This window comes from Streptomyces bugieae (genome assembly GCF_036352915.1).
GTDB lineage: Bacteria > Actinomycetota > Actinomycetes > Streptomycetales > Streptomycetaceae > Streptomyces > Streptomyces endophytica.
Genome location: NZ_JAZBJP010000001.1, coordinates 100,105 through 121,568, shown reverse-complemented (window position 1 = coordinate 121,568; position 21,464 = coordinate 100,105). Strand labels below are relative to the sequence as shown.

At 68.9% G+C, this 21,464-nt stretch carries 17 protein-coding genes and 2 pseudogenes; 9 read left to right on the top strand and 10 right to left on the bottom strand.

Going from position 1 to position 21,464, the window contains the following annotated elements:
* Positions 1–253 precede the first annotated feature (253 nt).
* Positions 254–472: an NAD(P)-binding domain-containing protein gene (locus tag V2J85_RS00605; protein WP_330820276.1), complete on the top strand. Its 219-nt coding sequence runs from the start codon at positions 254–256 to the stop codon at positions 470–472.
* A 297-nt stretch (positions 473–769) separates the two neighbouring features.
* Here the strand turns inward: V2J85_RS00605 and V2J85_RS00600 are convergent, their stop codons facing one another.
* Positions 770–1,408: a MerR family transcriptional regulator gene (locus V2J85_RS00600; RefSeq protein ID WP_330820275.1), complete on the bottom strand. Its 639-nt coding sequence runs from the start codon at positions 1,406–1,408 to the stop codon at positions 770–772.
* 83 nt (positions 1,409–1,491) lie between these two features.
* On the opposite strand from V2J85_RS00600, the gene V2J85_RS00595 reads away from it, so the two are divergent.
* The 3 genes from V2J85_RS00595 to V2J85_RS00585 all read left to right on the top strand — a co-directional run bounded on the left by V2J85_RS00595 (position 1,492) and on the right by V2J85_RS00585 (position 3,854).
* Positions 1,492–1,974, top strand: a complete 483-nt coding sequence (locus V2J85_RS00595; protein WP_261953667.1) for a DUF4188 domain-containing protein — start codon at positions 1,492–1,494, stop codon at positions 1,972–1,974.
* Between the two features lie 402 nt (positions 1,975–2,376).
* Positions 2,377–3,114 (top strand): sulfite exporter TauE/SafE family protein, encoded by a 738-nt coding sequence (locus V2J85_RS00590; protein WP_330820274.1) that lies wholly within the window; start codon positions 2,377–2,379, stop codon positions 3,112–3,114.
* 224 nt (positions 3,115–3,338) lie between these two features.
* Positions 3,339–3,854 carry a DinB family protein gene (locus tag V2J85_RS00585; RefSeq protein WP_261953668.1) on the top strand — a complete coding sequence of 172 codons (516 nt, stop codon included), beginning with the start codon at positions 3,339–3,341 and terminating at the stop codon, positions 3,852–3,854.
* Here the strand turns inward: V2J85_RS00585 and V2J85_RS00580 are convergent.
* Together V2J85_RS00580 and V2J85_RS00570 are read right to left on the bottom strand one after the other, a co-directional pair.
* Positions 3,848–4,273: a hypothetical protein gene (locus V2J85_RS00580; RefSeq protein WP_330820273.1), complete on the bottom strand. Its 426-nt coding sequence runs from the start codon at positions 4,271–4,273 to the stop codon at positions 3,848–3,850. The genes V2J85_RS00585 and V2J85_RS00580 overlap by 7 nt on opposite strands.
* Before the next feature lie 399 nt (positions 4,274–4,672).
* Entirely contained in the window at positions 4,673–5,263 is a 591-nt protein-coding gene (locus tag V2J85_RS00570; RefSeq protein ID WP_261957282.1) for a MepB family protein, read from the bottom strand.
* 702 nt (positions 5,264–5,965) lie between these two features.
* Here V2J85_RS00570 and V2J85_RS41180 point away from each other — a divergent pair.
* Positions 5,966–6,187 (top strand): annotated as a pseudogene (locus V2J85_RS41180) (Ig-like domain-containing protein); the annotation flags it as partial.
* Positions 6,188–6,204: 17 nt separating this feature from the next.
* Here V2J85_RS41180 and V2J85_RS00565 read toward each other — a convergent pair.
* Positions 6,205–6,381 (bottom strand): hypothetical protein, encoded by a 177-nt coding sequence (locus V2J85_RS00565; protein WP_261957578.1) that lies wholly within the window; start codon positions 6,379–6,381, stop codon positions 6,205–6,207.
* On the opposite strand from V2J85_RS00565, the pseudogene V2J85_RS00560 reads away from it, so the two are divergent.
* Both V2J85_RS00560 and V2J85_RS00555 read left to right on the top strand, forming a co-directional pair.
* Positions 6,308–7,063: pseudogene (locus tag V2J85_RS00560) on the top strand (Ig-like domain-containing protein); the annotation flags it as partial. The gene V2J85_RS00565 and the pseudogene V2J85_RS00560 overlap by 74 nt on opposite strands.
* Positions 7,064–7,117: 54 nt before the next feature.
* Positions 7,118–11,872 carry a beta strand repeat-containing protein gene (locus V2J85_RS00555; protein ID WP_330820733.1) on the top strand — a complete coding sequence of 1,585 codons (4,755 nt, stop codon included), beginning with the start codon at positions 7,118–7,120 and terminating at the stop codon, positions 11,870–11,872.
* Positions 11,873–12,049: 177 nt separating this feature from the next.
* On the opposite strand, the gene V2J85_RS00550 is transcribed toward V2J85_RS00555, so the two are convergent.
* The 6 genes from V2J85_RS00550 to V2J85_RS00525 all read right to left on the bottom strand — a co-directional run bounded on the left by V2J85_RS00550 (position 12,050) and on the right by V2J85_RS00525 (position 19,385).
* A complete protein-coding gene (locus V2J85_RS00550; protein WP_261953670.1) occupies positions 12,050–12,232 on the bottom strand; it encodes a hypothetical protein in 183 nt (60 codons plus the stop codon).
* 101 nt (positions 12,233–12,333) lie between these two features.
* Positions 12,334–13,320: an NUDIX domain-containing protein gene (locus tag V2J85_RS00545; protein WP_330820272.1), complete on the bottom strand. Its 987-nt coding sequence runs from the start codon at positions 13,318–13,320 to the stop codon at positions 12,334–12,336.
* On the bottom strand, positions 13,317–15,347 hold the full coding sequence (locus V2J85_RS00540) for an ABC transporter ATP-binding protein (protein WP_261953672.1): 2,031 nt from the start codon (positions 15,345–15,347) through the stop codon (positions 13,317–13,319). The genes V2J85_RS00545 and V2J85_RS00540 overlap by 4 nt, the downstream gene beginning before the upstream one ends.
* Before the next feature lie 682 nt (positions 15,348–16,029).
* Positions 16,030–16,539: an allene oxide cyclase barrel-like domain-containing protein gene (locus V2J85_RS00535; protein WP_261953673.1), complete on the bottom strand. Its 510-nt coding sequence runs from the start codon at positions 16,537–16,539 to the stop codon at positions 16,030–16,032.
* A gap of 205 nt (positions 16,540–16,744) precedes the next feature.
* A complete protein-coding gene (locus V2J85_RS00530; protein ID WP_261953674.1) occupies positions 16,745–18,334 on the bottom strand; it encodes an IPT/TIG domain-containing protein in 1,590 nt (529 codons plus the stop codon).
* 439 nt (positions 18,335–18,773) lie between these two features.
* Entirely contained in the window at positions 18,774–19,385 is a 612-nt protein-coding gene (locus tag V2J85_RS00525) for a TetR/AcrR family transcriptional regulator (protein WP_330820271.1), read from the bottom strand.
* A gap of 94 nt (positions 19,386–19,479) precedes the next feature.
* On the opposite strand from V2J85_RS00525, the gene V2J85_RS00520 reads away from it, so the two are divergent.
* Together V2J85_RS00520 and V2J85_RS00515 are read left to right on the top strand one after the other, a co-directional pair.
* Positions 19,480–20,316 (top strand): alpha/beta fold hydrolase, encoded by an 837-nt coding sequence (locus tag V2J85_RS00520; RefSeq protein ID WP_330820270.1) that lies wholly within the window; start codon positions 19,480–19,482, stop codon positions 20,314–20,316.
* A 48-nt stretch (positions 20,317–20,364) separates the two neighbouring features.
* A complete protein-coding gene (locus V2J85_RS00515; protein WP_330820269.1) occupies positions 20,365–21,306 on the top strand; it encodes an NADP-dependent oxidoreductase in 942 nt (313 codons plus the stop codon).
* Positions 21,307–21,464: the final 158 nt, after the last annotated feature.

Sequence of the window (21,464 nt, the reverse complement as noted above, 5' to 3'; positions counted from 1 at the left end):
CGCGGGCATCGCGCTGCCCGCGGCGCGTGTTCCGCTGACGCGGACTCAACGTCACAGACCCGGATCGTTACGGGTCACGACCGTCATGTACCAGGGAGGCAGACACAGTGAAGCGCATCGGCATCATCGGAGTGGGCGAGATCGGCCGGGCCATCGTGATGGGCCTGTGTGACGGGGACGGGACGTCGCTGGAGGTTTTTCTCTCCCCCGGGGAGCGCGGACTGCCGCGGAGCTGTCCGAGCGCTACAAGGGAGTGAAGGTCTGCGCCGACAACCAGGAGGTGGTGGACCGCTCCGAGCTGGTGATCATCGCGGTACGCCGCCAGGACCGGCACGAGGCGTTGACCGGGCTGAGGGTGGGAAGCGACAAGATCGTGGTCAATGTGATGGCCGGCGTCAGCAACGACGCCCTGCGTCACACACTCGCCACCGGGGCCCCGCTGGTCCGGGCCATCCCCCTGGCCGAACGGTAACAACGAACGCATCCGCGCTACTTGGTTCGACCCGGCCAACTCCGAAGCCTTGGTGAAGGCCCTCGACGGCCTCCTCGCCGGCTTGCAATAGCCCGGACGGAGAGCTCGCACCGGAGGCGCCGCGTGAGTTGACCCCCACGTCACGGGGCCGTCCCCAAGAACCGGCGCAACCCGCTGGCACTGTGCAGGGGGAGCGGCCCTGTCCGCGAGTCGCTGCTGGGGCTGAGGATGAGGGTGGGCACCGTCACCGTCGAGGCGATCCGGTCCCGGCTCGGGACATGATCCGCCGGACAGAACTCACCGGCCCCCGAACCTCCGGGCCGATTCCTGGACGTGCGCCAGCCTGCGCAGGCTGAGCAGCACCGGTTCGTACAGCACGGTCAGCGCGACGGCCGCCTCGATCTGCCCGGCCGCCGTGGGCTGTTCCTCCACCGCGTCCAGGTCGGCGACGGCGAGTTCGGCGGCGAGGCGGCCGTAGGGCAGCAGGTGTGCGGCGTCGCAGGGGTAGCCGAGGCGGACGAGCGCGGCGACGGAGGTGATGAGCGTGCCGAGGGCGGGCGAGGGCTCATCGTGCATGCCGTGCCAGCCCAACTGCTCCAGCAACGCGTCCACCGAGCGGCGCGCGATCCCCGTCGCCTCGTCGTCCTCGGCGGGGCCCGGGACACGCGGCAGCGCCCGGGTGGCCGCGCCGAGCCGCATGTGGTGGTCCAGCGACGTGTCCTCCGCGGCGGCGATCACCTCCCGTGCGACGGCCACCGGCATCTTGCCGATCTGGATCAGTGCCCGCACCAGCCTCAGCCGGCGCAGGTGCTCCTCGCCGTACTCGGCCTGGGTGGCGGTGACCCGGTGGCCGGGCTGGAGCAGCCCTTCCCGCAGGTAGTACTTGATCGTCGCGGTGGACACCCCGCTGCGCGCGCTCAGTTCGGCCAGTCGCATCCTCTTGCAGCCTCCTTTGGATTCTGTCACTATCCAAGCATGGATAGTTCCGCTATCCAACGACTGGAGCGGGGGTTACGGACATGGGTACGGCACCGATAACGGGGCGGGTCACGGCGGCGGCCGACGGGGACGTGGTGGTCTTCCTCATCGGGATGCGGATCAACCGGTGGCGGGCGGTACGCCACTGGCTGCCCACCTTCACGGCCATGCCGCGCATGCTCAAGGAGCTTGCCCGCGAGAAGGACAGCGGGCTGTTGGGATACCGGGGCTACTCGGCCGGGCTGCGCACCTACACACTCGTCCAGTACTGGGAGTCGCGCGAGAAGCTGCTCGCCTACGCCTCGGCCCCGGGCCAGCAGCACCGCCCCGCCTGGGCGGCGTTCAACCGCCGTGCGCGCGGCGCCGCGGGGAGCGTCGGCATCTGGCACGAGACCTACATCGTGCCGGCGGGTTCGTACGAAACGATCTACCACGGCATGCCACCGACCGGGCTCGGCGAAGCCTATGGAGTCGAGCCGGTCGGGCGGCGGGGCGAGCGGGCCGCGGAGCGGCTCGCGGGCTGACCAGGGCCTGTCCGGCGGCCCTTCCGGGGCCCGCTTCCGGAGGGCGTGCCCGAGCCGCCCGTCCCCGTACGGTCCATCTCTGCCGCCGCCTCGAACGGGAGGGCGCGCGGGACGTGCTCGGGTGGTGTGGCCCGCAAGGCCGCGAGTTCGTCGTGGAAGTCGGGCCAGGGGAGACGGGGCGCGGAGTGAGGAAGTCCGGGAGCCACCGATGGGAGGCGATCAGGGAGCGCAGCAGCCGGATGTGTCCCGGATCGAGACGAGTGAAGGCATGTCGGAGGGTGCGGAACCGGGGGAGTTGGGTGGGGTAGTGGTGGGGATCCCGGCCCCGCCAGCTGACCAAGTACGGGGCACACATGGCGCTTTCGTGTTCGCGCTCGCGGAGGCAGGAAAGGACGAGAAGCATTGAACGGCTCGGTCGACGCCGCTGCGCTGGGTGGCGTCATCGCGGTCGGAGCCTTCGTGCAGCGCATGACGGGAATGGGGTTCGCGCTGGTGTCGGTGCCTGCGCTGGGACTGCTGCTGGGTCCGGCGGACGGGGTCGCGCTGGTCAACTGTGCAGCGGGCCTGGTCAGCGCCGTTGGATTGGCCAGTACGTGGCGACAGGTGCGCCTCTCGGCGATGGTGGTGCTGGTCGCGGCGGCGGCCTGCTCGGTTCCGGTGGGGACGTTGGTGGTGGGCCTGTTGCCTGGGCCGGTGCTGCTTGCCTTTCTGGGGGCGGCGATGAGCGCCGCTGTTGTGCTGGTGTTGGCCGGGGTCCGTGTGGCGTCGCTGCGCGGTACTTCTGGCGCCATTGTGGCGGGCGCGGCGAGTGGGTTCATGAATGCGGCGGCCGGCGTGGGCGGTCCGGCGTTGTCGCTGTACGCGGCGAACGCCGACTGGCCGTTGCGGCAGTTCGTGCCGAACGCGTTGTTCTACGGCGTGGTGCTGAACGTCTTCTCCGTGGCGGCCAACGGCGTTCCTGGGCTCACGGCGCACGCCTGGGCGCTGGCGGGGGTGGGCCTGATAGCCGGGACCCTGGCGGGTGAAGGCCTCACCCGGCGGGTGCCGCAGGCGTGGCTCCGGAATGCGGTGATGGTGCTGTCACTGGCCGGCGGGGTGACCACCTTGCTGCGTGGCCTGTGGGAACTCTGCGGGCGATGAGAAGTACCGGGCCGGGCATCTTGACCCTGCTGTCAGTTGCAAGACGACACCGTTCATTACGCGAAGGCCGTTTGTCAGGCCCGAACTTCGCTGGGTCCTGTCCGGCGGATCTTGTGACTGATCCGGGCCGGGGCGTCGCACGGGCATGGGGCGGGAAGCCCGTCTCCGCGCGGAGGCGAAAACCAGGCGACAGCAGGAGGCCGGGCGCGCTAGCGTCCGCAGGCATGGCCCCTTCACTTGAACGTCCCCCTTTGCACGCTGACGAACGCACCGCGCTCCTCGGCTGGTTGGACCTCCAACGGCAGATCCTGCGATGGAAATGCGAGGGCCTGAGCGAGACGGACGCGTACCGCTCCGTCATCCCGACCTCGCCGGCGATGACGATGGCCGGACTCATCAGCCATATGCGGTGGACCGAGCACTGCTGGCTGGAGGTGCTGTTCCTCGGCGGCGACAAGACGCAGAGCCCTTCCTTCGACGAGGCGGACGAGGACGCCGACTGGCGCACCAACGGCGCCCCGCTGAAGCAGCTACTCGCGGAGTACGAGGCCCAGTGCGCCCGCAGCAACGAGATCGTGGCCGCGGCCTCCCTGGACGACCTCGGCCGCCACCCCGACTACCGCTCCGGCAACGCCAATCTCCGCTGGATGCTCATCCACCTCATCGAGGAGACCGGACGGCACGCAGGTCACGCGGACATCGTGCGGGAACTGCTCGACGGGGCGAAGGGGTACTACTGAGACCACACGAGCCCGTAAAACATGAGGAAGATACTCAGCAGGCCGCCGAAGATGGCAACGGGGGTGATTCCCGATGCCATTTCCTCTGGGCTCGATTGGGTGACGCCTCGCAGTACCCGCTCCCACCAGGCCACGACTTGCTCATCGCGTCCGGTAGCGGCGTCCAAGAGTTGACGTGCCGGGATAACGGTGATCCCCCACAGCCAATAGCCGGCAAGGAATTGCTTGGTGAGCGTCAGGGGGCCCTCCGCCTGCGCGTACCTCCGCAGCCCCAGTCGGACCGCGGGCGACGCTCGCGGGCCGAGACAGAGGGCGGTCATGCTTTTCTCCAGCGACTTGACTGCCAATTCGCCACGGCGAAGACGTAAGCGCCGTACCAGGACGGCCAGGCGGCGCAGGATTGCACCGATATGCGGCACGTGACAAATCCTCCGTCTGTGCTCCCGCCATGGCGATCCGAGCCAGGCGAACCCCGCCACCGCGGGGAACCGAGAAGATAGCAGCGCAAGGCGATCCGTGTGTGCCGTACCACTGCGCATATCCAGGCGTGCGGGGTTCAGGTACTCCACGCCTTCCGGCTCGTAAATCCCTTACGGCGCAGGGCGGTTGGGCGGAACTGGTGGGAGAGGCGACATCGGATAAGGCCACTGTCGGAGGCGCCGTACCCGGAGGACCGGGTCATCGCCACAGAGGTCGGCTCGCCACGCGATGCGTCCGGCGCGTGGACCGCCCTCGCACGGGCCGACCAGTTACGCGCCGGACCGAAGAGAACCTGCGCCAGCTCGGCCGTGACACCTGGAGCAGGCACCTTTTTGCGGTCAAGCAACGTCAGCGGTGCCCCGGGGGTGATAGAGCGCCTGGACGCGGGGGAAGTCGATGGGCTCGTCTTCGGGCAGTTGGAGGAAGTGCTTTACCTGCCAGGTCTGTGTGCTGCGGGCTTGGCGGTTGGTGGTGGTCACCCACGGTGGGTAGACGCGGAATGCCCGTTTCCCGCCGGAGCCGTTCGTTGACACGATGTCCCGTTCACGGAGCACGTCCCGCGGGAACACGAACTGCCCGAATCGTTCGCCGTCGCGGCAACTGATGACGAACAGATCCACGGGATCTGCCGCATCGAAGGGCTGGATCGGCCCGCTCGCGGACCTCTTCCACACCGTGACGAACTGGCCGACCTTCGTCGGGGTCGTCTTGGCCACGCGGAATCTGACCGAGAGGCCGTCCAATGTGAACTCGCATGCCCCGTACTCGGCACTCTCCGGTTCCGGTACCGGCTGTGAGCACGTGAACCCACTCGGGTCATACACCAGCGTCTTCGCCCTCAGCAGGTCACCAGGGAGCCCCGGCCCGCGTGTCCAAGGACCAGGAGCACGGGCGCCGCGTTCCGAAGAGACCTCACGTTCCCTCGTCATTCCTCCATCCTGCCAGATATCGAACATGAGAACGAATCCAGCTCACCGGGACGGTCTCTCGATCGGCTGGATCCTCGTCCTGGGTCTGCTGACGGATCGAACCCGGACCCCCTCCGCTTCTCCTTCATCCCTGCCGTTCGCCCTCGGTGGCCTGGGAGGGGAGAGGCTCGGCCCCGGTCTGGACGAAAGTGCGGCGGAAGGTGGGCAGGGCGGTGATGGCTCCAGGCAGAGAAGATCCAACTGACTGCACCGGGTGGTTGTCGAATACGGGTGGTGGTGCCGTTGGCCTCGGCCGGTATTGTGCGCGTCCTCACAACTGCGCTGTTGTGCAAGGGTGTTGATGGTGGTGCGGTAGGCGTGCACGGGAATGTCGCGTGCTGACCGCGCGTCACCAGTACCGACACCCGTCACCACCGGGCCCCCGCAGCGCGCGCCGTGGGGTGTCGTGGAGTTGCTACGCGCTGCGCCATTCAGGGGAAATACGCAAGGTGACTATGGCGCGGCGCCGTGATCCGCGCGCCTACTGATGCTATCGACCGGCGGGTTGCCAATCTGCTGGAGGGCATCGGTACGCCGATGTGAATCTCCGCCGGCAGTTATCACCGAGCCTGCTCCCCAGGCTGATGCCCCCTTCCCGCAGGACGTCATGCACCACGGGAGCTGAACGGCCCGCCACCATCACACCATCCGGAGGGCCATTCCATGGCACCCACCTTCACCTTGGCGTCCGCGTCACCAAATCCAGCAGTCTTCGGACAGCCGGTCACGCTGACCGCCACTGTCCTTCCGTTAGGGCTGGGGACTCCCACCGGCACGGTCACCTTCGTCGTCGCCGGCGGGCCCACAGTGACGGGCACACTCGTGGGTGGAACCGCGACCGTCACCGTCACCGGTATCAGCGTCGGCTTTCACACCATCACCGCGAACTACAACGGCAGCCCTCAGTTCTCGCCGTCCAGCGGCTTGGCCTCCGTAACGGTGAACAAGGCGTCGACGACCACGACCGTCACCTCGTCGCCGGACCCGTCGACGTTCGGGCAGACGGTGTCCATCACCGCCACCGTCGCGCCGGTCGCACCGGGAGCGGGCACACCGACCGGAACAGTCACCTTCGTCATCGGCGGTGGCGGAGGCGGGACCCTGACGGGGACGCTCTCGGGCGGCACCGCAACCGTCACCACCAGCAGTCTCAGCGTGGGCACACATGCCATCACCGCGACCTACAACGGCAATGCCCAATTCAATCCGTCCTCCGGTACCGACACACAAACGGTGCAGGCGTCCCTGCTGCCGACGACCACCACGGTCACCTCGTCCCCCGACCCCTCGGTCTTCGGGCAGGCCGTGACCTTCACGGCGACAGTCGCCCCCGTCCCGCCCGGTTCGGGTACCCCAACCGGCACGGTGACCTTCGTCATCTCCGGGGGCCCCACGCTGACGGCACCGCTCTCGGGCGGCACGGCGAGCGTCACCACCAGCAGTCTCAGTGTGGGCTCCCATACCGTCACCGCGACCTACAGCGGCAGTGGCACTTTCGCGCCGTCGAGCGGAACAGACACCCAGACCGTCAACAAGGCGTCCACGACCACCACGGTGACCTCGTCGCCGGACCCGTCGGTTGTCGGGCAGTCGGTGACGTTCACGGCGACGGTAGCTCCGGTTGCGCCGGGCGCGGGTACACCGACCGGTACCGTCACCTTCGTCATCAGTGGAGGCCCGACACTGACCGGCACGCTGTCCGGGGGTACGGCGAGCGTGAGTACCAGTGCGCTTTCCGCTGGTACGCATACGGTGACGGCGACGTATGGCGGTGATGGGAACTTCACCGGCTCGGTCGGTACGGACACCCAGACCGTGAACCAGGCATCCACGACCACCACGGTCACGTCCTTCCCCGACCCCTCCGTGACAGGGCAGACGGTCAACTTCACCGCCTTTGTGGGGCCGGTGTTCCCCGGCGGCGGTGTGCCGACCGGAACCGTCACCTTCGTCATCACCAACGGGGTCACGACCGTGACCCTCAGCGGTACCCTCGATGGCGCCGGCGTCGCCACCGTCAGCACCAACGGACTGGTCACGGCGGGCGTTTACACCGTCACCGCGACCTACGGCGGCGACGCGAACTTCACCGGCTCCAGTGACACCGACACCCAGACCGTCAACCAGGCGGCGACCACCACCAGCGTGACCTCGTCACCGGATCCGTCGGTCGTCGGCCAGCCGGTGACCTTTACGGCGACGGTGGCTCCGGTGCCGCCGGGCGCGGGTACGCCGACGGGCACGGTCACCTTTGTGATCAGTGGAGGCCCGACGCTGACCGGCACCCTCTCCGGGGGCACGGCGAGCGTCACTACCAGTGCCCTGGGCGTCGGCACCCATACGGTCACCGCGACCTACAGCGGCGACGGCAACTTCGCCGGCTCGGTCGGTACGGACACCCAGACGGTGAATCAGGCATCGACGACCACTTCGGTGACGTCGTCTCCCGAACCGTCGGTCGTCGGCCAGCCGGTGACGTTCACGGCGACGGTGGCTCCGGTGCCGCCGGGCGCGGGTACGCCGACGGGCACGGTCACGTTTGTCATCAGTGGCGGTCCGACGTTGACCGGCACCTTGTCCGGGGGTACGGCGAGTGTCACTACGAGTGCGCTGAGCGTGGGGTCGCACACGGTCACGGCGACGTACAGCGGCGACGGCAACTTCGCCGGCTCGGTCGGTACGGACACCCAGACGGTGAATCAGGCATCGACGACGACTGCTGTCTCGTCGTCTCCCGACCCGTCCGTGGTCGGTCAGCCGGTGACGTTCACGGCAACGGTGTCGCCAGTTGCACCGGGCGCGGGTACACCGACGGGCACGGTGACGTTTGTCGCCACCGACGGAGTCACCACGGTGACGCTGACCGGGACGCTGAGCGGCGGCACGACCAGCGTGACCACCAGCGGGCTGGTGACCGCGGGGACGTACACCGTCACCGCGTCGTACAGCGGTGACGCCAGCTTCACGGCTTCCAGCGGCACCGACACCCAGACGGTGAATCAGGCATCGACGACCACCTCGGTGACGTCGTCTCCCGACCCGTCCGTCTTCGGCCAGCCGGTGACCTTCACCGCCACCGTCGCTCCGGTCGCGCCGGGCGCGGGTACACCGACGGGCACGGTCACGTTCGTCATCAGTGGCGGTCCGACGTTGACCGGCACCTTGTCCGGGGGCACCGCGAGTGTCACCACGAGTGCGCTGAGCGTGGGCTCCCATACGGTCACGGCGACATACAGCGGTGACGCGAACTTCACCACGTCCAGCGGTACGGACACGCAGACGGTTGCTCAGGCATTGACGACGACTGCGGTTTCGTCGTCTCCGGATCCGTCCGTGGTTGGTCAGCCGGTGACCTTTACGGCCACTGTGTCGCCGGTTGCGCCGGGTGCGGGTACGCCGACGGGAACGGTGACGTTCGTGGCCACCGATGGGGTCACCACGGTGACGCTGACCGGGACGCTGAGCGGCGGCACCACCAGCGTGACCACCAGCGGGCTGGTGACCGCGGGCGCGTACGTCGTTACGGCGACTTACAGCGGTAATGCCAACTTCATCGGCTCGGTTGGTACGGATACCCAGACGGTTGCCCAGGCGGCGACAACGACTGCGGTTTCGTCGTCTCCGGATCCGTCCGTGGTCGGTCAGCCGGTGACGTTCACGGCTACGGTGGCTCCGGTTGCGCCGGGTGCGGGTACGCCGACGGGAACGGTGACGTTCGTGGCCACCGACGGGGTCACCACGGTGACGCTGACGGGGACGCTGAGCGGCGGCACCACCAGCGTGACCACCAGCGGGCTGGTGACCGCGGGAACGTACTCCGTCACCGCGACCTACAGCGGTAATGCCAACTTCACCGGCTCGGTCGGTACGGACACGCAGACTGTGAACCAGGCATCCACGACCACCACCGTCTCCTCCTCGCCCGACCCGTCCGTGGTGGGTCAGCCGGTGACGTTCACGGCCACTGTCGCACCGGTGGCGCCGGGGGCAGGTACGCCGACCGGGACGGTGACGTTCGTGGTCACTGACGGGGTCACCACGGTGACGCTGACGGGGACGCTGAGCGGCGGCACCACCAGCGTGACCACCAGCGGGCTGGTGACCGCGGGAACGTACTCCGTCACGGCGACCTACAGCGGTAATGCCAACTTCACCGGCTCGGTTGGTACGGATACTCAGACGGTCGGTCAGGCGTCGACGACGACTTCGGTTTCGTCGTCTCCGGATCCGTCTGTGGTTGGTCAGTCGGTGACGTTCACGGCCACTGTCGCACCGGTGGCGCCGGGGGCAGGCACGCCGACCGGCACGGTCACGTTCGTGGTCACTGACGGGGTCACCACGGTGACGCTGACGGGGACGCTGAGTGGCGGCACCACCAGCGTCAGCACCAACGGGCTGGTGACTGCAGGCGCGTACACGGTCACGGCGACCTACAGCGGTAATGCCAACTTCACCGGCTCGGTCGGTACGGACACTCAGACGGTCACTCAGGCGGCGACGACCACCACCGTCTCCTCCTCGCCCGATCCGTCTGTGGTTGGTCAGTCGGTGACGTTCACGGCCACGGTGGCGGCGGTTGCGCCGGGGGCAGGTACGCCCACGGGAACGGTCACGTTCGTGGTCACTGACGGGGTCACCACGGTGACACTGACGGGGACGCTGAGCGGCGGCACGACAAGCGTGACCACCAACGGACTGGTGACCGCGGGAACGTACTCCGTCACGGCGACCTACAGCGGTGATCCCAACTTCACCGGCTCGGTCGGTACGGACACGCAGACGGTCGGTCAGGCGGCGACGACGACCACGGTCTCGTCGTCTCCCGACCCGTCCGTGGTCGGTCAGCCGGTGACCTTCACGGCCACGGTCGCGCCGGTTGCGCCGGGTACGGGCACGCCGACGGGGACAGTGACGTTCGTGGCCACCGATGGGGACACCACGGTGACGTTGACGGGGACGCTGAGCGGCGGCACCACCAGCGTGACCACTAGCGGGCTGGTGACCGCAGGTGCGTACACGGTCACGGCGACCTACAGCGGTGACGCCAACTTCACCGGCTCGGTCGGTACGGACACCCAGACGGTCGCTCAGGCGTCGACGACCACCACTGTCTCCTCCTCGCCCGACCCCTCCGTGGTGGGCCAGTCGGTGACGTTCACGGCCACTGTTGCGGCGGTTGCGCCGGGTGTGGGTACGCCCACGGGCACGGTCACGTTCGTGGCCACTGACGGGGTCACCACGGTGACGTTGACGGGGACGCTGAGCGGCGGCACCACCAGCGTCAGCACCAACGGACTGGTGACCGCGGGAACGTACTCCGTCACCGCGTCGTACAGCGGTGACGCCAACTTCGCGGCCTCCAGCGGCACCACCACCCAGACGGTCACCCAGGCGGCGACGACGACTGCGGTCTCGACGTCTCCGGATCCGTCCGTGGTCGGTGAGTCGGTGACGTTCACGGCCACGGTGGCGGCAGTTGCGCCGGGGGCAGGTACGCCGACGGGAACGGTGACCTTTGTCGCCACTGACGGGGTCACCACGGTGACGCTGACGGGGACGCTGAGTGGCGGTACGACCAGCGTGACCACCAGCGGGCTGGTGACTGCGGGAACGTACGCGGTCACGGCGGCCTACAGCGGTAATGCCAACTTCACCAGTTCGGTCGGTGCGGATACGCAGACGGTCGCTCAGGCGGCGACGACCACCACCGTGTCCTCCTCGCCCGACCCGTCCGTGGTGGGTCAGTCGGTGACGTTCACGGCCACGGTCGCGCCGGTTGCGCCGGGGGCAGGCACTCCGACGGGTACGGTCACCTTCGTCATCACCGGCGGTCCGACGCTGACCGGCACTCTCTCCGGGGGGACGACCAGCGTCACGACCACTGCGCTGGGCGCGGGTACCTTCCCCGTCACGGCGACGTACAGCGGTGACGCCAACTTCGCGGCATCCAGCGGCACCGACACACAGACCGTGAGCCAGGCGTCCACGACCACCACTGTCTCCTCCTCGCCCGACCCGTCGGTCTTCGGGCAGACGGTGACCTTCACCGCCACGGTCGCGCCGGTTGCGCCCGGTGCCGGCACGGTGACCGGTACGGTCACCTTCGTCATCGACGGCGGTGGGGGCGGCTCGCAGACCGCCACCGTCTCCGGTGGCGTCGCGACGATCACCACCAGCACACTCGACGCCGGTCTCCACAACGTCACCGCGACCTACAGCGGCGACGCCAACTTCGCCACCTCCAACGGCACTGACACCCAGACCGTCAACCAGGCATCCACGGTCACCACGGCCACCTCGTTCCCCGACCCGTCCAACTCTGGCGACACGGTCGCGATCCTCGCGTTCGTGTCGGCGGTGGCTCCAGGCAGCGGCGTCCCGACCGGGACGGTCAACTTCACCGTCACCGACGGTGTGACCACCATCAACCTCACCGGAACGCTCGACGGCGCCGGTGTCGCCGCGGTCAGCACCCCGCTGACCACCGGCAGCTACCTCATCACGGCGACCTACGTCGGTGACACCAACTTCACCGGCTCCAGCGACACCGACACCCAGACCGTCGTGTAACCCTCCGATCCCTTCTCCCGTACAGCGCACCGGCGCCGGGCCGTCCGTGAGGGCGGCCCGGCGTCCTTGTGCGTCCCGCTACCCGTGCGGGGTCGTGCCAGGGACGACGCAGCGCACGGTGACTGAACTCACTCCACGCTCTCGCCGCCGTACAGCACCGCGAGCAGTTCCTCGCGATCACATGGATCCGATCAGTCCAACAGGTCCCAACGCGGCGGACGTTCGTCGAGCGGCGTTGCGCCCCACGTACGCCTGCGGCGTCAGGACCTCGCGTGGCAGCGGGAGCAGGGCCTCGCGCACCGGGCCGGGGCCGAGGGCTCCGGCCGCCTCCAGCCGGGCGACCTTCGACACACGTGCCACCGCCGCATGGTCTGCATGGCCTGGGTGGTCGGTCCCGGCTGGCAGGGTTCGGCTGTGCCGGGGTAGCACGCGCTGCGTGCCGATTCGGCTCGTCTCAGCGGTCATGACCAGCCCATCTCCGTGTAGCGGCGGCTTGCGCGGATGCCTTGGATCGCGGTCCGGGTGTAGGGCACGGTCTGCGACGGGAGGTCGTCCGGGTGCCACCAGCCCCACCTCGTGCACTTGTCGGGCTCCCGGATCTCCGGAGTTCCCGACCAGCGGCGGGCCCGGAAGACCATCTGCATCCGAGGCTGGCCGCCGGGTGTGTCCACGAGGTGGACGACGTGGGCGAGTTCGACGTCGCCGGGCTCGATCAGCAGTCCCGCTTCTTCGTCGGCCTCGCGGACCAGGCAGGAGAGGGCGGACTCCTGCTCGCAGTGGCCGGCCAGGAAGTGCCACGTGGACGCGGCGTAGGCGGAGTTGGGATGGCGCAGACCGAGCAGGACCTTTCCGTCGGCGTTCTCCACGTAGAGGTGGACGCCGATGCCATTGAGGGCGGTTCTTCCGCCTCTGGCCGGTGCTGATGAGGTACGAGGGCGGCGGGCCTCGGCGGCAGCGCCCGCGGCCGTCGGCGGAGCGATGCCCGGGCTGTCGGCCTGGAGCAACTCGGCGTGGCGGCGAACCAGTTCGCGGGTGGAGGGCGTCATCCGCAGGCGTGACACGAGTTCTGGCCGGAACCAGCGCAGCATGACCCCTTCGGTCAGGTCCAACGTCGCGGGATCACCGGCCCAGTGAGCCGCGAAGATGTGGATCGGGACGGTAGTACCGTCGTTGCCGAGAGCCTGCTCCACGGCGAAGGGGACGAGGTCGGGGATGTCGAGGCCGGCCTCTTCCCACAGCTCCCGCCTGACCGTCTCCTCCAAGGACCGGTCACCCGGTTCACGGCCGCCGCCGAGCAGGGACCACGATCCCGGCTCCCAGATGCCGGGAATGTCGTCCCGCAGGTGTAGCAGGTACTCGCCGGAACCGTTGTAGATCAACGCTGACGCGTTCGCCTGTGGGAGCTGTTGCGGCAGGGTCGCGTCGGTCTGTGAGGTTCGCTCGGTCATGGGTGTACCGTCCTCGGTTCGGAGTCGGACGTCGCAGTCACGGTTCGATAGCCGGCTGCCTGGAGCGTGAACATCTGGGCGTAGTCGCCGCCGAGGTCCATGAGCTGCTGGTGTGAGCCGGCTTCGGTGATCCGGCCGCCGTCGAAGACGAAGATCCGGTCGCACTCGACGACGCTGGCCAGCCGGTGCGAGATCAGTACCGTGATTTGGTCCGGCCTTGCCTTGTTCCGCAATACCGCCTGGTAGACGGCGTGTTCGGCCTTGGGATCCATGCTCGCGGTCGGTTCGTCGAGCAGTAGCACCGGAGCGTTCTTGTAGAGTCCTCGTGCGACGGCGATCTTGGCCCACTGGCCGGCCGACAGCTCCTGACCGCCCCGGAACCGCTTGGACAGCACCGCCTGCCAGGTCCCCGGCAGACCGGCGATGACCTGCTCGGCCCCGGAGGCCCGCGCAGCGTCCAACGCCCGTTGAGGGTCGGCATCGGTGAGCGTGCCGCGGGAGACCGTGAGGTTCGCCAGTGCGCTGAAGGGAAAGTGCACCGGGTCCTGGAGCACGGTGGCGACGCGGGCCTGCAGCGACTCGGAGTCCATGTCCCGCACGTCCACTCCGTCCCAGCGCACGGTGCCTTCGTTCGCCTCGTACAGCCCGGCGATCAGGCGTGAACAGGTGCTTTTCCCGGAGCCGTTGACGCCCACGAAGGCGACCGTCTCCCCGGCGCGCAGCGTCATCGAAACACCGCTCAAGGCGGGCGTCTCCTTGCCGGGATAGGTGAAGCTGATGTCCTCGAGCGTGAGGGTGGCTACGGTGGCGGGGGCGGTCAGCGCACGCCGTCGGGGTTGCAGCCCGCGGCAGCGTTCCTGGAACGTCAGGAGGTCATCGACCCACATGGCGTGCTCATAGACCAAGTGGGCCACGTCCACGAAGCGCGTCAGAGCGGTCTGGCCCGTCTGGATCGCCAGGACCGCTCCGGCGCCGGCGGCGAGGGGCAGCCACCCGGAGATCAGCATGGTTCCCAGGGCAACGTACGTGACCCCGGTCCCGATCCCACCCACGGCCCGGCCGGCCAGCGTCAGTACGGCGGAACTCACGCCGAGGTGGGTGTCCTCCTCGGCGATCCGGGAGGTCAGCCGGCGGTGCTCGTCCAGGATGGCGTCCTGGGCGGTGTCGGAGCGCAGTTCGGCGGCGGCATCGCGCTCCAACAGCAGCCAGGAGAAGACCCGCACCCGGCGCTGGAGGGCATTCCACCGCTTGAAGCTGTGGAAGCGGGCCCGTGCCGTGCGTACCGCTGCGGCGCCCACCGGCAGGACGGACAGCAGGAGCAGGGGGAGGAGGGCTGGGTGCAGTGAGGTGAGGACGCCTGCCGTCCCGATCAGTTCGAGAAGGGCGGAGGCCAGGGAGACGACCTGGCCGACGATCTGCCGGGCGTAGAACAGGCCGCGGTCGGAGGCGCGATAGGCGTCGTCGTGCCAGTCGGCGTCATCGACGACCTCGAGCCGGACATGCGCGGTCAGCCGCAGGAAGTCACACTCCAGCGCGGTGCGGATCTTCGGTGTCACCCGTGCCTGCGCGACGGCGACTCCGGCCTCAAGAAGCGCCCGTGCGGACAGGAAGCCCACCACGAGCAGGATCTGCGGCACCGCGCTGTGGACCTTGTCCGGCGTCGGCCCGTGGCCGAACAGCTCCCGCAGCACGCCGACCGAGGCCACCAGCCCGAAGGCGGTCATCGCCGCGGAGACCAGCTGGAGCACCACGACGGCCGCAGTGGCTGAGCGGTCGGCCTGCCAGGCCAGCCGGCCGATCTGTCCCACGATGCGTGGCAGTCGCCCCAGGACTTCGCGGACCGTCGCATTGGCCGCGGCCCCGTCGTAGATCGACCAGTACGCCTCTTCCAGCTCATCGGCCACATCACCGTCCCCCGGTGCCGTGGGCAGAGCTGCCGGCGGGAGGCCCAGCAGCTCCTGGCGGGGGTTGGGCAGATCCACGTGCTGATCCGGTGACGGGGCCGTGGTGTCCTCGTCCGCGCTCATGCCCACCACCACGTATCCGGACGGGATGAGCGCAGCGCACGGCGAGATGAGGCGTCAACTACGTGCCTGGGTAGACCCGCAGCGGGGCGGGTGGGCTGCCGTCGTTCGAATCGAACAGGGCGTTGTGCAAGGGCGAGCGCAGGGTTCATGGCTTCTCCAGGGCACGGTGATGGGTACAGATGCCCTAAAGAACGGCCCGTTCCGATCCCTGTAACGGGTGACGAAGTGGCAGATTCTGAATCAATGTTCTATTTGGCGGTCGAGGGCAAGCGAGGCTTTGATGCGGGCGGCGGTGAGCAATCGAACGGTATGTTTCACCCCTCCGTGGGATTGCCTCGGGATTGCCTCGCTGGGGTGATCGCGGGCCCGGGCCCGGGCCCGGGCCAGGGTGTGGGCACGCCTGGGTGGGCAATGGCGCCGGCGTGCCACTGCCCTGGGGGCGCGGTGTTTCCAAGGGAGTCGCCGTCGAGCGCGACCACATACCCCCGGCCGAAGTGCGGGGCGAAGCCGTCGAGCGGTGAATCATCCCGCGGGAAGCTGCCTGCGACGGACATGTCGCTGAGTGTTTTGGAAGGCACCTGGTCGCTGTTGAGTGGCCGCCAGTCATCACTCCGCAAGGTTCCCCACTCCCGTGGCCGGCCCCGGAGTCACCCGGGGCCGCCCTGGGGTGCCTTCCGCGCGGTCAGCGGATCAGATGCACGGTGAGCTGCGTTTCCGTGTCACTGACGTTGTCGCCGTGGACGGTGCCGTGTGCTGTGCGGTAGCGCCCCGTGCCTCCGGTGATCGCGAGGTCGATGTTGCCGGGGCCGGCGCCCGTGACGGTGAACCGGCCCTGGACGGTGAGTTGTCCCAGGGGGAGGGCGAGATCGGCCGCGCACTGCAGGTCGAACTCATCGGCGGGGGCGGTGCGGGTCAGGGTGCAGATCTGGCTGTAGGTGCCGACCGTGACGCTGCCGCGCAGGAGATTCCCGCTGATGACGAATTCGTCCCCCTGGCTGGGCCCGGACGACCCGTCCACGTCGATGAAACTGCCCTGCGTTTGCTGCGCGGTCAGCTGGAACACTTCCTCTCTCGGAGGGTAGTGGTCGGTGCTGGTAGCGGTCACGGCCGACGCCGGGTGCGGGCAGAAGAGAAGGGCCGCGAATCCGGTGGCCGCGCCCAGGACGATGCGCTTGAAGCTGAAGTGACGCATGATTTCTCCTGTGGGACTGGAAGGGAAATGCACTTGGCTAGGTGCGTGAAGGTGTTCTCTGGCCCGGACCGGAATTGCGAGATCGGCACGGCTCCGCGGCTCAAGTCCGCGGCTCAAGGCCTGATGTCGGGCTGCCCCCGGCCGAGGACGATCTGGCCGTTCCGGTCCGGCTGCGGTGCCCGCCGGGGCGGCGGGCGCGGGTGGGTCAGATGGCGGGGCCGGCAAAGTAGGTGAACGTGCCGGACGGAGCACCGTTGGGGGTGGTGACGGTGACGTCGAAGGTGCCCTCGGCGGCGCTGGGCGGGGAGCTGGCGGTCACGGTGGTGTCGGAGGTGACCGCGAAGGGCGCCGGGATGCCGTGGAAGGTGACCTGTTCGGTGTGGCTCAGGCCGGTGCCGGTGATCGTCACCTCGGTGCCGCCGGTGGTCGGTCCCGCGTTGGGGCTGACGCCCGTGACGGTGGCCTGGTCGAGGTAGGTGTAGCTCAGGCCGTCGGCGGTCCCGCCGCTGGTGATCACGGTGACGGGGACGCCGCCCGGGGCCGGGGCGCCGGCGGCTCGGACGGTGACTTGGGTGTCGGAGACGCGTTGGATGACGGCTCGGGTGGTGCCGAAGTACACGTCGATCGCTCCGGCGAGGTTGCGGCCGGTGAGGACGATCTCCTGGTCGCTGCCCGCGACGGGACCGGCATCGGGGCTGATGCCGGTGAGGGCGGGCACCGGCATGTAGTAGAAGGATCCCAGGGTGCCGGTGCCGCCCGGGGTGGTGACCGTCACGGGGACGGCGCCGGAGCCGGCGGGGGCGGTGACGGTCACCGATGTCGCCGTGTTGGCGGTGATGACGGCCTGCGCGGTGCCGAAGTGCACGGCGGTGGCGTTGGCCAGGTGGTGACCGGTCAGGGTCACGGTGGTTCCGCCTGCCGTGGATCCCTGGTCGGGGATCACGGTCGTCAGCATGACTCCGACGGTGCCGCCATTGGCGTTGCCCACGTAGGCGCGTGTCCCGTCGGGGAAGACGGCGATGCCGGTGGGGCCGTCCCCCGCGCTGATGTTCTCGACGACGGTGTTCGTGGCGGTGTCGATCACACTCACCGTGTCCGGTTCGGAATTCCCCACGTACAGATGGCGGTTGTCGGGGCTCAGCGCCGGGAAGCGCGGCTGGGCGCTGACACCGATGGTGTCGGTGACGGTGTTCGTGGCGGTGTCGATCACACTCACCGAGGATTTGCCGACGGTCGTGACGTAGACGCGAGCGCCGTCGGAGCTGACTGTCAGCAGGATGGGGACGTCGCCGGCGATGATCGTGGCGATCACGGCGTTGGTGGCGGTGTCGATCGCGCTGACGGAACCCGAGAAGCTCGCCACGTAGGCGCGGGTCCCGTCCGGGGTGATCGCCACACCGGTCGCCCCGGGCCCGACCGTGATGGTGCCGGTCACGGCGTTGGTGGCGGTGTCGATGACACTCACCGTGTCGGTGGTCTGGCGCGTCACATAGACGCGCGTCCCGTCCGGGGTGACCGCCGCCATCGTCGCTCCGGTCCCTACGGGGATGTCCGTGACGAGGGTGTGCGAGGCGAGGTCGAACACGCTGACCAGACCGTCATCGAAGACGGTCACATAGGCGCGGGTGCCGTCGGGACTGATCGCCACGTCGGCGGGACCGGCCCCCGTGGCGATGGTGTCGGTAACGGTGCCGGTGGCGGTGTCGATGACACTCACCGTGTTCGAGCCCCGGTTGGCCACATAGGCGCGGGTCGCGTCAGGGGTGAGGGCAATTCCCTGCGGGGTGTTTCCCACGGGAATGACAGAACCCGCAGCAAATGCGGAATTTAATGTCGATGCGGGTGCCCGGGCAGGCTGCGGAGATCGTGAGTCTAAGGCGAACATGACACTCCCCGAAACAGGCGGGACGATCTTTGTCCCGCACATGGAAATGTCTGCTCCGCCGCATGGGCAAACAGCGAGCAGTCAACCGGCCAGGAATCCGGCCGGCGAATACACACGCAAACGGAGAGTACCCTCCGCGGGAAAGCATTTAAAGGTCGCGGGATAGCTCAGATAATCGTGTTAAAGCGTGGGTTGGCAAACCCGGCCGTGATCCATCGGCGGGCGGGGCGCCTGCCTCGGCGCGCCGCCCGATCGATTCGTCCTGCTGCTGCGGGCAGCCCTGCCGGGCCGCTACTCCGTCCTGGTCCGGCCAGTCGGGATCGGTCCCGGACGCGGTGCCGGAGTCGGATCACGCTTCGTGCGGTGTGTGGGTGGGCCAGGCATCGAGAGCGGTTTTGACCACGCGCTCGAGGTCTTCGCGGCCCACCCCGTCGCATGCCTGGGTGGACATGCCCTGGATGACGGCCGCGTAGAACGTGGCCAGCGCCCCGGCGTCGGTACCTTCGGGCAGGCGGCCTGCGTCGATGTCGGCGTGGATCTTTTCCTTGAGGGCGTGCTTGGTCCCCTCGCGGAAGGCGCGTAGTTCGGCCTTGACGTCCTCGGCTGCCGGTGTGCAGTTGGTCGCGCCGTTGATGACCAGGCAGCCCGGCGGGTGGGTGGGGTCGGTGTATTCGGCCGCGGCCAGCCGCAGCAGCGTTTCGACGGCGCCGCGTGCGGTGGGTTCGGCCAGGGCGCGGGTCCCGTAGCTGCCGTGGGTCTGCGCGTAGCGCTGGACGACCTCGCTGAACAGCTGCCGCTTGTCACCGAAGGCGGCGTACAGGCTCGGCGGGTTGATGCCCATGGCCCGGGTGAGCGAGGCGACGGAGGTTGTCTCGTAGCCGTGCAGCCAGAACTCCCTCAGTGCGACCTCCAGGGCCTCGTCGCGGTCGAAGGCGCGGCGTGGTGCGCGTGCGGCATTCATGGAACGAGTCTATAGCGATCGCTAAAGATGTGCTACGTTCCCTTCTGTAGCGATCGCTAAAGCTGATTCGCCAAGCCCAAGGGGGAGATCCGTCATGCCCGTGCTCATCCCGGCCGCACCCGCCGTCGCGCCCGCCGTACCCGCCCTGCCCAGGCCCGTCTTCGCCCGTACCGTCCGCGGATCCGGCCCTGGACTGCTCCTCGCTCATGGCGCCGGCGGCAGCGTCGAGGGCAACTTCGGACCGATCCTCGACGGGCTCGCCGCGCGCCACAGGGTCGTTGGTGCCGACTACCCGGGCACCGGAAAGACCCCTAGGTCCGAGCGCCCCCTCGATGCGGACGAGTTGGCCGACCAGCTGGTGGCCGCCGCGGACGCCGAGGGACTGGATACGTTCGCGGTCGCCGGCTTCTCGCTGGGCGGCCCCATCGCGATTCGCGCCGCCGTGCGCCACCCCGAGCGCGTCAACGCCCTGGTACTGACCGCGACCTTCGCTCACCGGGACAGCAAGCTGGATCTCGCCGCCGCGGTGTGGCAGCGGATGTATGCATCCGGTGACCCTTCGCTGCTGGCCCAATACCTGACTCTGGTGGCACTCAGCACCCCCGCGCTGAACGCAGCCACGCCCGACCAACTGCGGGACGGCGCCGACCTCCTGGCCGCGGCAATTCCGCCCGGCACCCCGGAACACACCGACCTGGTCCGCCGGATCGACGTCCGGGACGACCTTGCCCGAATCACGGTCCCCACCCTGGTGATCTCCACGACCGGCGACCCGTTGGTCTCACCCGCTTTGCAGCGGCAGCTCGCCGACCGGATCCCCGGAGCGCGGCTGGCCGAAATCGCCACCGGTCACCTGCCGTTCGCCGAGCGGCCCGAGGAGTGGCGGGAACTCATCACCGCCTTCCTCGTCGAGCACACCCCGCACGCCTGATCCCCTCAACTGCCCGTACCCACCAACCCAACTGCCAGGAGTACAGACATGCACGCGATCACCCAGCACACCTTCGGCGGCCCCGAAGTCCTCGAACTCACCGACGTGGACCCGCCAGAGCCGTTGCCCTCCGAGGTGCTCGTCCGGGTCCACGCGGCCGCCGTCAACCCGGTCGACGCGATGGTCCGCTCCGGGGCCTTCCCCCTGCTCGGCAAGCCCCCTTTCCTCCTCGGCTGGGACATCTCCGGCGTCGTCGAAGAGGTCGTCCCCGGCGTCACCCGCTTCCAGGTCGGTGACGAGGTCTACGGCATGCCCTTCTTCCCACGGGCCGGCAACGCCTACGCCGAGTACGTCGCCGTGCCCTCCCGCCAACTGGCCCGCAAGCCCGCAGCCCTCGACCACGCCCACGCGGCGGCCCTGCCACTTGCCGGACTCACCGCCTGGCAAAGCATCGTCGACACCGCGCAGGTCCGAGCCGGGCAACGAGTCCTCATCCACGCCGGCGGTGGGGGCGTCGGCCACCTGGCCGTCCAGATCGCCAAGGCCCGCGGCGCCCACGTCATCGCCACAGCCAGCGCGGCCAAGCATGACTTCGTCCGCGGTCTGGGCGCGGACGAAGTCATCGACTACCGCACCACCGATTTCACCGATGTCGTCACCGACGCCGACGTCGTCCTGGACACCGTGGGCGGCGACTACGGCCCCCGATCGCTCCGCGCCCTACGCCCCGGCGGCCTCCTGGTCACCGTGGTGGACCGTGCCGATACCGCACTCCAGCAGGCCGCCACCGAGGCCGGGAGACGATTCGCCGGCGTCACCGTGGAGCCGGATCACACAGGACTCCAGGAAATCGCCAAGCTGGTCGATACCGGGCAGCTGCGCCCGTACGTCTCGGACGCCCTGCCGCTGGCCGACGCTGCCAAGGCCCACCAACTCATCGAGTCCGGCCGCGCCCAGGGGAAGATCGTGCTGACACTCGGCCCCAACTGAAAGCTCGATCAGTGAGACGAGCCGACCGGGCCCCGCCGCGACCACGGCGGGGCCCGATTGGTCGGTGCGACCTGGGTGCGGTTGTGGGAACTCCTGAGGAATCAGGGGCTCGATCCCGCCCGGACCACAGTCGTCGACCTCTTGCAGGAGGGTCCCGA

Bases quoted from the DNA above. Each gene is read 5' to 3' on its own strand.
- V2J85_RS00600 (WP_330820275.1), bottom strand. From the start codon at position 1,408: ATGCGACTGGCCGAACTGAGCGCGCGCAGCGGGGTGTCCACCGCGACG.
- V2J85_RS00595 (WP_261953667.1), top strand. From the start codon at position 1,492: ATGGGTACGGCACCGATAACGGGGCGGGTCACGGCGGCGGCCGACGGG.
- V2J85_RS00585 (WP_261953668.1), top strand. From the start codon at position 3,339: ATGGCCCCTTCACTTGAACGTCCCCCTTTGCACGCTGACGAACGCACC.
- V2J85_RS00570 (WP_261957282.1), bottom strand. From the start codon at position 5,263: ATGACGAGGGAACGTGAGGTCTCTTCGGAACGCGGCGCCCGTGCTCCT.
- V2J85_RS00565 (WP_261957578.1), bottom strand. From the start codon at position 6,381: ATGACGAAGGTGACTGTTCCGGTCGGTGTGCCCGCTCCCGGTGCGACC.
- V2J85_RS00545 (WP_330820272.1), bottom strand. From the start codon at position 13,320: ATGACCGAGCGAACCTCACAGACCGACGCGACCCTGCCGCAACAGCTC.
- V2J85_RS00540 (WP_261953672.1), bottom strand. From the start codon at position 15,347: ATGAGCGCGGACGAGGACACCACGGCCCCGTCACCGGATCAGCACGTG.
- V2J85_RS00535 (WP_261953673.1), bottom strand. From the start codon at position 16,539: ATGCGTCACTTCAGCTTCAAGCGCATCGTCCTGGGCGCGGCCACCGGA.
- V2J85_RS00525 (WP_330820271.1), bottom strand. From the start codon at position 19,385: ATGAATGCCGCACGCGCACCACGCCGCGCCTTCGACCGCGACGAGGCC.
- V2J85_RS00520 (WP_330820270.1), top strand. From the start codon at position 19,480: ATGCCCGTGCTCATCCCGGCCGCACCCGCCGTCGCGCCCGCCGTACCC.
- V2J85_RS00515 (WP_330820269.1), top strand. From the start codon at position 20,365: ATGCACGCGATCACCCAGCACACCTTCGGCGGCCCCGAAGTCCTCGAA.